The 12,713-nt window shown below is 62.2% G+C and carries 10 protein-coding genes; 5 read left to right on the top strand and 5 right to left on the bottom strand.

Annotation, left to right across the window (positions count from 1 at the left end; genetic code table 11):
- The first annotated feature begins 6 nt into the window (after positions 1–6).
- On the top strand, positions 7–1,215 hold the full coding sequence (locus ACF8SD_RS07275) for a hypothetical protein (protein WP_392484136.1): 1,209 nt from the start codon (positions 7–9) through the stop codon (positions 1,213–1,215).
- 99 nt (positions 1,216–1,314) lie between these two features.
- Here ACF8SD_RS07275 and tal read toward each other — a convergent pair whose 3' ends face one another.
- On the bottom strand, positions 1,315–2,274 hold the full coding sequence (gene tal / locus ACF8SD_RS07270; protein ID WP_392484135.1) for a transaldolase: 960 nt from the start codon (positions 2,272–2,274) through the stop codon (positions 1,315–1,317).
- 25 nt (positions 2,275–2,299) lie between these two features.
- A complete protein-coding gene (locus tag ACF8SD_RS07265; protein ID WP_392484134.1) occupies positions 2,300–3,895 on the bottom strand; it encodes an FGGY-family carbohydrate kinase in 1,596 nt (531 codons plus the stop codon).
- Between the two features lie 244 nt (positions 3,896–4,139).
- On the opposite strand from ACF8SD_RS07265, the gene ACF8SD_RS07260 reads away from it, so the two are divergent.
- The 3 genes from ACF8SD_RS07260 to ACF8SD_RS07250 all read left to right on the top strand — a co-directional run bounded on the left by ACF8SD_RS07260 (position 4,140) and on the right by ACF8SD_RS07250 (position 6,425).
- Positions 4,140–5,138 (top strand): LacI family DNA-binding transcriptional regulator, encoded by a 999-nt coding sequence (locus tag ACF8SD_RS07260; RefSeq protein WP_392484133.1) that lies wholly within the window; start codon positions 4,140–4,142, stop codon positions 5,136–5,138.
- Between the two features lie 160 nt (positions 5,139–5,298).
- Positions 5,299–6,027, top strand: coding sequence for an SDR family oxidoreductase (locus tag ACF8SD_RS07255; RefSeq protein ID WP_392484132.1), 729 nt, complete (start codon positions 5,299–5,301; stop codon positions 6,025–6,027).
- Positions 6,028–6,233: 206 nt separating this feature from the next.
- Positions 6,234–6,425, top strand: a complete 192-nt coding sequence (locus tag ACF8SD_RS07250) for a YhfL family protein (protein ID WP_003254720.1) — start codon at positions 6,234–6,236, stop codon at positions 6,423–6,425.
- Between the two features lie 91 nt (positions 6,426–6,516).
- Here the strand turns inward: ACF8SD_RS07250 and ACF8SD_RS07245 are convergent, their stop codons facing one another.
- The 3 genes from ACF8SD_RS07245 to ACF8SD_RS07235 form a co-directional block, all read right to left on the bottom strand.
- Positions 6,517–8,952 (bottom strand): TonB-dependent siderophore receptor, encoded by a 2,436-nt coding sequence (locus tag ACF8SD_RS07245; protein WP_392484131.1) that lies wholly within the window; start codon positions 8,950–8,952, stop codon positions 6,517–6,519.
- Positions 8,953–9,199: 247 nt separating this feature from the next.
- Positions 9,200–10,165, bottom strand: a complete 966-nt coding sequence (locus ACF8SD_RS07240; protein ID WP_173887926.1) for a FecR domain-containing protein — start codon at positions 10,163–10,165, stop codon at positions 9,200–9,202.
- Between the two features lie 4 nt (positions 10,166–10,169).
- Positions 10,170–10,700 carry a sigma-70 family RNA polymerase sigma factor gene (locus ACF8SD_RS07235; protein ID WP_173887927.1) on the bottom strand — a complete coding sequence of 177 codons (531 nt, stop codon included), beginning with the start codon at positions 10,698–10,700 and terminating at the stop codon, positions 10,170–10,172.
- Positions 10,701–11,033: 333 nt separating this feature from the next.
- On the opposite strand from ACF8SD_RS07235, the gene mqo reads away from it, so the two are divergent.
- Entirely contained in the window at positions 11,034–12,671 is a 1,638-nt protein-coding gene (mqo, locus tag ACF8SD_RS07230; RefSeq protein ID WP_173887928.1) for a malate dehydrogenase (quinone), read from the top strand.
- The last annotated feature ends 42 nt before the right edge of the window (positions 12,672–12,713 follow it).

Here is a 12,713-nt window from a genome sequence, read left to right as displayed (position 1 = left end):
AACACCATGATCAAACAGATGAACAAGAAGCAGTTGCTGATGGGCGGTGTGGCCGCAGCGGTGCTGGTGCTTGGCGGTGGCTATGCCCTGCTTTCCAGCTCGGGCAAGAAGGCTGCGATGGCCTACTACGACGACTTCAAGGAGCGCTACTTCCTGGAAGACGTCTTGTCCGAGGGCGACATTTCCTACTCGGCGTTTTCCGGCAACCTGACCGTGGCCGACCCGGAGATCCGCGTGGCCGCTGCACAGACCAACGGGGCTCGGCAGTTCATGCGCGGCCTGTCAGGCCTGATGGAATCGGTGCAGGGCGGTTCGGCTGAGGAAGGCCTGGCCGGTTGGGCCAAGTACCAGCTCAACGCCAGCCGTGATGTGGCCGGCGTGTACCTGAAGGCAGATGCGCTGAAGCTGGCCCATGACGGGGACAGCAAGGACGGCAGCATCCATGTGCAGTTGCTGGGCATGCAAATGGGCAACCCGTTCGTGGCCACCAAGGGCGCCGAGGTGGTGTTGGTGGCCGATGTCAGCGACGAGATCCAGCCACGGGCCGAGCTGCTCGCCAACGGGCGCGCCGCCCCGTCGAGTTTCAACTGGGGGGCCAACATGGCCGTGCGCCAGCCGGTGACCGGTGCCTTCCTGGTCAGCGGCACCGGCGAGTTTGGTACCACGGTCGACCTGGACTTCACCATCAAGCGCTCCAGCGACGGTGAAGGTTCGATGACGTTCGTGGTTACCCACCGCAACGACGGCTCCAAGGTCGGTGAGATCGTGCGCAAGGCCGAGTTCCAGTCGCTGCCGGAGCTGGACGATGTTGAAACCCAGCTCAAGAGCGCCCTGAGTGCCATGGTGATCGGCGCCTACAGCGCGTATTCCGGCCAGGCGGTGCTGGCGGAGGCGGTGAGCGCCTTTGCCCGCAAGGCCAAGGTCGAGAACTACACCTTGAGCTACAGCGGCTTCAAGCCGCTCAAGCAGGCGTTCAACGATTACCAGCAGCGGGTTCCCAAGGCCAAGTTCGCGGCATTCTGCCAGGATGTGGGGCTGTCATCGTGGAGCAGTGATTTCGGCGCGAAGGCGAAGAACCACAGCGACTCCGAATGTGCCATCGGGCAGAAGCTGGTCGAAGACGGCAAGTTCGAGGAAACCTACACCTTCAAGGAAGGCAAGAGCCTGTTCGCGGCAGTGTTCGTGAGCAAGGCATACCAGCTGGAAACCGATTGACGGTTGATGGCTGAGGAGCAAAGCCCTCGGCGACCCTGCATTGCCGAGGGCATTGCCCCTCCTTTCAGGTTGGGGCACGCACTGGGCGAGCACCCACCCTCATGCCCCGAAACATTGCCTAACAAGTGCCTCCAGCGCCTGTTGATCGTGGGTGAAGCCGCGTATCCCTTCGGCCAGCTTTTCGGTGGCCATCGCATTCTCATTCATGTGCCAGCGAAAACCAGCTTCGTTCAGTGGTTCTGGCGGCGCCTCACCTGCTGCGGTTTCGGCGAGGGCCACCGGTAGCCTTCCCTCGGTGTCAGCCAGCTGCTCAAGCAGCGCGGGGCTGATTGTCAGCCGATCGCATCCTGCCAGCGCAGCGATTTCACCCACGTTGCGAAAGCTTGCCGCCATTACCGATGTCGCAAAGCCGTAGCGGCGCATGAAATGCTGACAGGCCATGACCAGCTCCACCCCTGGCTCCTGTGCTGGCACCCACGTTGTTTCAGGCTGGGCCTTGCGATGCCAATCCATTACGCGGCCTACGAATGGCGAAATCAGGTACACCCCGGCTTGCGCGCACGCGCGGGCCTGGGCCAGGCTGAAGATCAGCGTCAGATTGCACTGGATACCCTCACGCTCCAGTTCAGCTGCCGCGCGGATGCCTTCCCAGGTTGCCGCCAGTTTTATCAGGATACGGTCGCGTGAGACGCCAGCTGCCTCATACAGTGCGGTCAACCGCCGGGCTTTCATCATGCTTGCCTGTGTGTCGAACGACAGCCTTGCGTCTACCTCGCTCGATATTCGGCCTGGGACGTACCGCATCAAGCTGCAGCCTATGGCCACCACCAGGCGGTCGCACACATCTTCTATCGCCTTCGGCGTGGGCAAGCCGGTGGCCATGGCAGTGGTGCACAGGTCGTTGAGCAAGGTGTCGTAATGACCCGACTGCATGGCCTTGAGCACCAATGACGGGTTGGTGGTGGCATCCTGCGGAGCGAAACGGCGGACCGCTTGAACGTCGCCGGTATCGGCGACCACTGTGCTGTGTTGCTTCAGCTGGCTAAGCCATGTGGGCATGTTGGCATCTCTCTTGTAATTGATCTCAGCCGGCAAGTGGCTGCGCAATGGGGGGCAGGGCAGCAGGCGCAGGTGCTGGCTGCTTTGCCAGCTCGGCCAGGCGATGCATGATCGGTTTCAATGCGTCATAGCTGGCGCAGTAGTGGGCAAACATCTGGTCGTACAAGGCTGTGTTCGCCAACGCCGGCCGGGCCCGCAGGCGCAGGGTGCGCCACTGGCGGATGACCTCGACGTTGTCGACCGCGCCTATTGCCATGGCTGCCAGAACGGCGCCGCCTAAAGGTGCTTCCACCTGTTCTTCGATCGTGTACACGTCATGCCCGGTGACATCGGCGATGATTTGCATCCACAGGTCCGATGCCGTGCCTCCGCCCACCACGATCAGTTCCGGGTCGAGGTTGCCGCCCGCATCACCGCTTTGTTGCATGTTGTGGCGCAAGGCAAAGGCCAGGCCTTCGAGCAGTGCGCGGTACAGATGGGCCTTGTGATGGAACAGCGACAGGCCGACATAGGCCCCCGAGGCCCTGGCGTCCCAGATGGGGGTGCGCTCGCCCATGAGGTAGGGCAAGAACAGCAGGCCCTCTGCACCTGCAGGGGTTTTGGCAGCTTCCCGTTCGATCAACTGGTGCACCTCGACGCCGGGCGCCAGGGCCGCCGCCTGCTTTTCCTCGGTACAGAACTGCTCACGGAACCAGCTGATTGCAGCGCCTGCAGTCAGTGCGCCGCCGAAGCTGTAGGTGGTGGTAGCGGTTTCTTGCACGTAAGGCATGTTGATCAGGCCCGGGCTTGCATCGCTGTGCTGTTTTATAAAGCCCCAGCACATGCTGGTGCCCAGCATCGCCACATGGTTGCCCGGAGCAACAACCCCGGCTGCCAGTGTTGCCATCGCCGCATCCACACCGCCAGCAACCACCGCCGTGCCAGGCTGCAACCCCAACCGTTGCGCTGCCGCCGGAAGCAGGTGGCCGATAATTTGCCCGGGCGCCACCAGGCGTTGTGGCATGAGTGCTGGGTCGATGCCCAGTGCTTGCATCATGTCGGGCGACCAGGCGCGGGCCGCCAGGTCATAGATGCCGCCGATATTGCCCGCAGAACTATGGTCCACCGCCAGTTCCCCGGTCAGGTGGTATTGCACGTAGCTGTTGGGCGGCAGTAAGTAGCGGGTCCTGCCCCAGACCTCTGGCAGGTTGCGCTTGATCCAGAGCATCTTCGTGAAGCCGTAATAGCTGTCAACGCCGTTGCCGGTGATGCGCGCCAGTTGCTCGAGGTCCAGGTGCCTACGCACCCATTCGGCCTCGGCGATAGCCCGCCTGTCCATCCAGATCAGGCAGGGGTGCAGCGGCTCGATGCCCGCGTCTACCGGGATGCCCGAGCCACCGTAGAGGCTGCTGATGCAAATGGCCTTGACCCGAGCTGCTGGCACCTGGCTTTGGCGGATGCTGGCGGCCACCGTGTGGTACACCGCATCCAGCCACACTTGTGGCCATTGCTGAGCCCACAACGGGCGGGGCTGCTCCACCTGATAGCTGGCTGATGCCTGGGCTTGCACTTCGCCCTGCGTCGACACCAGCAATGCCTTGGTACTCTGCGTGCCGATGTCGACACCGATCACGTAATCCATGCGTACACCCTTGTTGTTGGTCTAGTGGGTTGCTCGTCAGCATTGCAAGGGCAGTTCAACCGGATCTTGCTCAATGGCAGGGGCAGGCTGAACAAGCGTGAGGCAGTACAATGTTAACGTCTACATTCGCGAAGCTAACACAGCGTCTTTTCTCCTACAATCCGTTGCGATTTGTCGGTTGGCTCCGAATCGGCGAAAATTCGCTCACCAAGGTATCCGTGCCTTCGCCATCTTCCGAGCGTTCATGACCAGACCCGTCAAAGCCACCATCACCGACATCGCCAAGCGGGTGAACATGACCACCGTCACGGTGTCGCGTGCACTGAACCAGCCGCACAAGGTCAAGAAGGAGACGTTAGAGCAAATATTGAAGGTGGCTCGCGAACTCAACTACGTGCCTAATGCCTTTGCCCGCAACCTCAAGAACCGAGAGAGCCGCTTGGTCGGCCTGGTGACGGCAAGCCTGGAGAACCCGTTTTACGGTGAGATCATCAAGGCAATCACGCGCGAGGCGAAGAAGCGCGACTACACCTTGATGCTGTTCGATACCGATGGCTCCGAAGAGTTGGAGGCGCGGGCGATCGATACGCTGCTCAGTTATCAGGTGGCGGGGCTGATCCTGTCGGCCATCAGCGATGATGATACCTACCAGCCAAGCTACCTGCCCAAGCTGCTGATGTCGTCGATCCCGGTGGTGCAGATTGACCGTCAGCTAACGGGTGCACCCTTCGCCGGTGTGTACCTGGACAACGAGCAGAGTGGCTATCAAGGCGCGCGGGCGCTGCTCGCACAGGGCTTGCGCCACTTGCTGGTAGTGGCCGGGCCGCAACGCTCCAACATTTCCTTGTCGCGCCTTGCCGGGATTCGTCGGGCCCTGGAACAGTGGCCAGAAGCGACCGTTCTGGAGGTTGTGCACGGCGACTTCGTCCAGGCGCCAGCCCGGGACGCGGTACGCAACTACCTGCAGAGCGGCAAGTGGCCAGATGTCATTTTCGGCCTGAACGCGCTGATGACTTTGGGCGCGCTGCAGGCGATGCGCGAATTGGGGTTGAGCCGCGAGGACATTGCACTGTTCAGTATTGACCAGGTGCGTTATGCCGAAATCTACGGCCAACCTATCCCCTGCATCAGCCATAGCAGCGTAAAACTGGGTGTCGGAGCAATCAACATGTTGCTCGACCAGATAGAAGACCCTTCGCGGTCGCCCCAGAATCAAATAATCGAAGGCCAGCTGTTGCTCTGACCCCGCAGGCCAGTCACGCGTACATATTTCGATTCAAATGTAGACGTTGACATTCTTGCCCACGTTGGCATCACATATTGCCGCACGCATACCGTTAAGTATGTAAACGTCTACATGATGATAACAACAGCGCCCTTGAGCGGGCGTGGGGAGATGCCTCATGGGAATGCACCTGCAGGGTAAAGTGGCGGCCGTGACCGGGGCTGCGTCTGGAATAGGCCTGGCAACCGCGACTGCGATGGTGGCCGCGGGAGCCAGGGTGGTCATGGTTGACCGAGATGAGCAATTACTTGCCAGGGTCTGTGAGCAGTTGGGTGAGGCTGCCACGCCATTGGTGATCGATCTGCTCGTCCCTGACAACTGTGCGACCCTGTTGCCCGGCATCCTGGCAGTGGCCGGCCAGCTCGATATCCTGCACGCCAATGCTGGCTGCTACGTGGGCGGGGAGTTTGTCGACAACGACGTCGCAGCCATCGACCGCATGCTCAATCTCAACATCAATGCCGTGGTGAGGAACGTGCATGATGTGCTGCCGCACATGATAGCGCGCGGCCAAGGTGACATTGTGGTGACCGGTTCGGTGGCAGGGCATTTCCCGGTGCCGTGGGAGCCGGTGTACTCCGCTTCCAAGTGGGCGATCAACGGCTTTGTGCAGACAGTGCGCAGGCAGGTAAAGCACCATGGTATCCGCGTGGGGGCGGTCTCGCCGGGCCCGGTCAGCAGCGCCTTGCTGGCCGATTGGCCGGAAGAAAACCTGCGCAAGGCAAAGGCCAGCGGTAGCCTGATCGAACCCCACGACATCGCAGACGCGGTGATGTATATGCTCACCCGTCCGCGCAACGTGACCATTCGGGACATGATCGTTCTGCCGTCAGCGTTTGATATGTAGTTGAAGTGTGCGCCATCGTGACGAAATTTCGCTCATGCACAGGGTGGCGCTCGTTTCTCGCCCCACAGGCCCGGCATAGCTGGGCTTTTTGAGGCGGGCGTGCACCGCGTCATTGCACTGTGTGACTTGGATCCAATGCCTAGGTTCTGTATCATCCCGCCGCCATCAGATGATGGCCGCAAATGTTTCATTCAAAGGACTTAGTAATGAAAAAGCTGTTCAAGGCCACTGTAGCCGTTGCTGTCGTTTCGGGTGTTGCCCTGCTGTCGGGTTGCACTGGCCAGGTTTACAACCAACCGAAAAACTGCACCTACGACTACCTGTTCCACCCTTCGGTTTCCATCTCCAAGATCATCGGTGGCTGCGGCCCGATCGATAAACTGCCTCAGCAGCAGTAATCTTGGCGGTACCCTGATCGCGCCCCTTGCGGCGTGATCCAAGGCCCCCGGTCATGCAAATGGCCGGGGGTTTCTGTTTTCCCGGCAAGGGTTACCAGCGCAGCGAGACGGTGCCGAGCAAGGTGCGCTCTTCACCCCAGTAGCAGCGCCCGGCGTTATTGCAGCCTGCCACGTATTCTTTGTCGAACAGGTTGCGCGCGTTCACCTCTACCGACCAGTTGTCGTCTATCTCGTAGCCTACCTTGGCGTCTACCAAGGTTACGTCACCCGTATCCAGCGTGCCGTACAGGCTGGCCGGGGTGTAGGCGAAGGTGCTGTCGAAGTGGCGCACCCCGCCGCCAAGCTGCAGGCCCTTGAGCAGCCCGTCACGCCAGCGGTAGGTGCCCCATACCGATGCCTGGTTGCGCGGCACGCCGGTCATCTGGTGGTCTTCGTACAACGACCCTGCCACGTCCTTGGTAATGCGCGAATCGGTGTAGGTGTAGGCGGCCGTCAGGTTGACGTGCTCGCTGAGGTCGCTGTTCAGTTCAAGCTCCACACCCTTGGCGCGGCTGGCGCCGATCTGACGGTAGTCACCCACGGCCGCGTCGTAGAGCACATCGTCCTTTTTGCGCAGGTCGAACACCGATGCGGTAAAGGCGGTGTTCCAGCCTTTGGGTTCGTACTTGATGCCGAGTTCGTACTGCTCGCTGGTGGTGGGGTCGAGTGGGCCGCTTCTGCTTTCGGTCTGCTGGGTCGGGGCGAAGGCGGTGGCATAGCTGGCGTACGGTGACAGGCCATTGTCGAACTGGTACATCACGCCGGTTTGCCAGGTGAACTTGCTGTCCCAGCTGTTCATGTCGGCCGCGGCGTTGAGGGTGCCTGCCTTGTTGCGGTACTGGCTGTTGACCCGGTCCAGGCGCCCGCCCAGCAGCAGCACCCACCGGTCGACCTTGCTTTGCAGCTGGCTGTAGAGGCCGTACATGGTCTGTTCCAGCAGGGCGTTCTGCACAGGCGTCGGCGTACTCGGCTTGCCGTTCCAGACCGGCGCGAATACGTTGATGGTGCCGCCGTTGCCGGCATCCCAGTCCTGGTTGAATGAGGTGCGGTCCAGGCTCAGCCCTGCCAGCACGGTGTGGTCGAAGGCGCCGGGGGTGAAGTGGCCTTCGAACTGGTTGTCCAGCGAGTAGGCGATGGACTTGTTATAGCGGTCGTAGGCCGTGTTGCCGAGGGTGCTGCCGAAGCCATTGTCGTTCAGGGTGCCTGGCCACATTTCCTGGCGGTCGATGCGCGACTGCAGGTAGCGCGAGTTCTGGCGGAACTGCCAGGTGTCGTTGAAGCGGTGGCTGAACGCGTAACCCAGGCTCCAGGTTTCCCGCTCGAAGTTGTCCCAGTCCGGGTTGCCGGACAACTGGTCCTTGTCGATCTTGCCGTTGGGGTTGTGCAGCAGGGTACCGGCGGCGGGGAAGCCCAGCTCCATCAGGGTGCGGTCGCGCTGATAGGTGGCCAGCACGGTCAGGCTGTTGTCATCATCGAAATTCAGCGTCAGCGAGGGGGCAAGGTACAGGCGGTCGTCGGGCTGGTGGTCGACCTGGGTGTCGGCGTTGCGGCCCAGCATCACCAGGCGGCCCAGTACATTGCCCGCATCGGTCAATGGCCCGGAAATGTCCACGCCCAGCTGGCGGCGGTTGTGCGAGCCGTAGCTCAGTTGCACTTCCCCGCGGGGCTCGGCGGTGGGCTGCTTGCTGACCAGGTTGACCACGCCGCCGGGGGCGTTTTCACCGTACAGGATCGAAGTCGGCCCGCGGAACACTTCCACCCGCTCCAGGCCATAGGGTTCGCTGCTGGTGTCGTAGCGGTTGCCCTGTACCCGCAGGCCGTCGCGCAGCAGGCCATAACCGTAATCGGTAGCGTTGAAGCCGCGGATGAAGAACAGGTCGCCGGCCTGGCCATCGCCGCCGGCGAAGGGCGGCGAGAAAATGCCCGGCACATAGCCCAGCACTTCGGTGAGGGTTTGTGACTGCTGGTCGTCCAGGCGCTGGCGGGTCACCACCGAGACAGAGCGTGGGGTATCGGCCAGGGCGCTGCTGGTCTTACTGGCCGTGCTGCTGGCGACCGCACGGTAACCCGTGTCGCTCTGGCCGTTGCTGACCAGCAGGGTGGCCGCATTGATCGAGGTGGCCTCCAACTGCAGGGCGTTGCCCTCGGCCAGCGGTTGCAGCACATAGCCGGCGTTGCCTTGCGCAACCGCTTGCAAGCCGCTGCCCTGTAGCAGGCGGGCCAGGCCCTGGGCCACGCTGTAGCGGCCTTGCAGGCCCTGGCTGAGCTTGCCGGCGGCCAGCTCGTTGCTGCCGGCCAGGTAGATGCCGGCCTGGCTGCTGAACTGGTTGAGGGCGCTGGCGAGCGAGCCGGCGGCGATATCGAAGCGGGTTTCGGCGGGCTGTTCGGCATGCGCCGGGTTGGCCGGCAACATCAGCGGTGCGGCGGCACACAGCGAAAGGGGCGCGGCAAGCGCCAGGCGAAGTATGGGTTGGAAGGGCGTCGGCATGCGGGTCTCTGGAGTCGGTAAGGTGAGTTGGACGGGCTATGCCGGGTTAACCGAACGCGATTGGAAAAAGGGAACTGGCTTGGCATTAATTTTCATTACTGATGAACACCGCGTCGCCTGCTTCGCGGGCTCGCCCGCTCCCACAGGTACTGCGCCGGCTTCGAGTTCACCCTGTCTCTGTGGGAGCGGGCATGCCCGCGAAGAATCCAGCGCGATGCAAGGCGCTGGTTTCAAAGGTGTTCAGGTATCAAGCCGGCTCGACTGTGACCCACCACGGCGTCAGCCGCTGCACCCGCACCGGCAGTGCCGCTTGCAGCAATTCCAGCGCCCGGTCGGTATCGTTGAGCGCAAACGCCCCCATCACCGACAACGTCGCCACCTCCGGGTGCCAGCCCAGGTGCCCATGGCGATAGCGCCCGAGCGTTTGCAGCAAATGCGCCAAGGGCATGTCTTCGGCATTCAGGCGGTGGTGAATCCACGACTCACCTGCGCTTTGTGCCGGGCGGGTGCTGCCGATACCTTCGGCACTGAAATCCACCTGCTGGCCAGCCTGCACGATGCAGCGCTCACCGCTGAGCGCGGTGCACACCTCCACGGCGCCGGCATACACATTCAGCCTAGTGTTCGCGCCTTGCTGGCACACCGCAAAGCGGGTTCCCAGCGCCTGCATGCGCCCTTGCGCGGTGTCGACGAAGAAGGGGCGACGCGGGTCGTGGGCGGTTTCCATCAGCAGTTCGCCGAAGCGCAGCGCCAACACCCGGCTAAGCGGGGTGAACTGTAGGTCCACGGCACTTTGTGCGGCCAGCCACAGTTGGCTGCCATCGGCCAGGCGGGTTTCGCGGATTTCACCGATACCAGTGGCCAGGTCTGCCCCCCAACCCGCCAGTGGTGCGCCTTGCCAGGCCCGCCAGCCCAGCAGCGAGCCCGCGCCCAGTACCAGCAGCGACTTAAGCCCGCTGCGCCGGCTGAAGCGGCGCGCGTCCTGCTGGCGCAATGCCTGGCTGGCCGCCGCCCCTTCGCCCTGTAGTGGGGCAAAGCGCTGGCCCACCCGCTGCACATAGTGCCAGGCCGCCTGATGGTCGCTGTGCTGCTGCAGCCAGTGCAGCCATTGCTGGTGCAACTGAGGGGTGGCATGTTCGTCCTGCAGTTGCACGTACCAGTGGGCGGCCTGCTGCAGGCTGGCGTGGCTGAGCGTGTGCGTGGGTGCGGTCATGCCGTTACTCCACCACCAAGCCGTCAAGTTCGGCTTCCAGAATGGCGCAGTGCAGAAACGCCTGGGCCAGGTACTTCTTGATCATGCGTTCGCTCACGCCCAGGTGGGCGGCAATGTCGCGGTAGGCCAGGCCGTCTATCTGCGCCAACAGGAACGCCTGGCGCACCTTGCCCGGCAAGCGCAGCAGCATGGCATCTACCTCGTGCAGGGTTTCGACGATGATCGCGCGTTGTTCGGGGGAGGGCTGCACGGCCTCGGGCTGCAGGGCCAGGTACTGTAACCAGGCGTGCTCCAGCTTCTGCCGGCGCCAGTGGTCCACGCACAGGCCGCGGGCGATGGTCGCCAGGTACGAGCGCTGGCCACGCTCGCCACCCTGCGGCAGCGGGCGTTTGAGCATCCGCACGAAGGTGTCCTGAACCAGGTCGGCGGCATCGCAGCGGCAACCCAGCCGGCGGTACAAAAAGCCGAGCAGCCAGCGCGAATGGCTGTGGTACAGGCGATGAAGCGGGTGATTCAACTCGGGTATCGAAACCACGGCGGCATCCGGCGCGAGCGCGAAAGGGTGCGAATGAGAAATGATCGCAATAGTAGGGCTGTCGGCGCAATACTGCAATCGGCAAGATGTTTTGCCTGCGCGCCGTGGGACAACCTGCCGCCTTGACGTAAAGGGCTGCAATTTGTTTGTGCAGGCATTTCAAGTACAATCGGCAAAACGATTCAGCCATGTCCGTCAATGCGACAAAAGGCAGGGTCGTTTTCTCGTTCTCTAGCTGCTGAACAATGATCAATAACAAGCCTGCGCTGAAGAACACGCTTTACTTGGGCCAGCCACAGGCCCTCCCTCTGTTCTTATGACTGGAATTGATCAATGTTCAAGAAAGCTGGCAAGACCTTGCTGGGTCTGGCTGTCGCTGCAAGCTGCATGCAAGCGCACGCCGCAGAAACCAAGAAAGTCGACGTACTGCTGGTCGGCGGCGGCATCATGAGCTCCACCCTGGCCGTGTGGCTGCATGAGCTGGAGCCAAGCTGGTCGATGGAAATGGTCGAGCGCCTGGACGGCGTGGCCGAAGAAAGCTCCAACGGCTGGAACAACGCCGGTACCGGCCACTCGGCGCTGGCCGAGCTGAACTACACCCCGGAAGACAAAGACGGCAACATCAATATCGCCAAGGCCATCGAAATCAACGAGGCCTTCCAGATTTCCCGTCAGTTCTGGTCGTGGCAGGTCCGCCAGGGCGTGCTGAAGAACCCGCATTCGTTCATCAACACCACCCCGCACATGAGCTTCGTCTGGGGCGATGACAACATCAAGTTCCTGAAGAAGCGTTACGACGCGCTGCAGGCCAGCCCGCTGTTCCGCCCGATGCAGTACTCCGAGGACCACGCGCAGATCGCCAAGTGGGTCCCGCTGATGATGGAAGGCCGCGACCCGAACCAGAAGCTGGCCGTGACCTGGACGCCAATCGGCACCGACGTGAACTTCGGCGAGATCACCCGCCAGTTCGTTGGCCACCTGCAAACCCAGAAAGGCTTCGACCTGAAGCTGTCCAGCGAAGTGCAGGACATCACCCGCAACAAGGACGGCTCCTGGCACGTCGAGTACAAGAACCTGAAGGACGGCACCGAGTCGGCCACCGACGCCAAGTTCCTGTTCATCGGTGCCGGCGGTGGCGCGCTGAAGCTGCTGCAGAAGTCGGGCATTCCTGAAGCCAAGGAATACGCAGGCTTCCCGGTGGGTGGCTCGTTCCTGGTAACCGAGAACCCGACCGTGGCCATGCAGCACATGGCCAAGGCCTACGGTATTGCTTCGACCGGCGCGCCACCCATGTCGGTACCGCACCTGGACACCCGCGTGCTGGACGGCAAGCGCGTGGTCCTGTTTGGCCCGTTCGCCACCTTCTCGACCAAGTTCCTGAAGAACGGTTCGTACCTGGACCTGCTGAGCACCACCACCCCCCACAACGTGTGGCCGATGACCAAGGTCGGTATCGAGCAGTACCCGCTGGTGGAGTACCTCGCTGGCCAGCTGATGCTGTCTGACGACGACCGCTTCGAAGCCCTGCGCACCTACTTCCCGAACGCCAAGAAGGAGGACTGGAAACTGTGGCAGGCCGGCCAGCGCGTGCAGATCATCAAGCGTGATGCCGAGAAGGGCGGTGTGCTGAAGCTGGGTACCGAAGTGGTGGCCTCCGAAGACCGCACCATCGCAGGCCTGCTGGGCGCCTCGCCAGGTGCTTCGACCGCTGCGCCGATCATGCTCAACGTGCTGGAAACCGTGTTCAAGGAGAAGGTCGCTACCCCAGAGTGGCAGGCCAAGATCAAGCAGATCGTTCCGAGCTACGGCACCAAGCTCAATGATTCGGCAGCGGCCACCCAGAAAGAGTGGAACTACACCGCTGAAGTACTGCAACTGGAGAAGCCACCGGTGATCGACGCCAGCGTCGGTACCACCGTTGCGCCAAGCCAACCGGTTGAAAGCAAGCCAGAGAACGACATGGCGCTGTAATTGGCCGCCAGGTTGTGACCGAAAGCCACGGGGGTGACCTCG

Origin of the sequence: Pseudomonas sp. CJQ_9, assembly GCF_043106615.1 — a bacterium.
In the GTDB taxonomy this organism is placed as follows: Bacteria; Pseudomonadota; Gammaproteobacteria; order Pseudomonadales; family Pseudomonadaceae; genus Aquipseudomonas; species Aquipseudomonas juntendi.
Note: the sequence above shows the minus strand (reverse complement) of the source record. Positions and strands in the feature narration are given on the sequence as shown.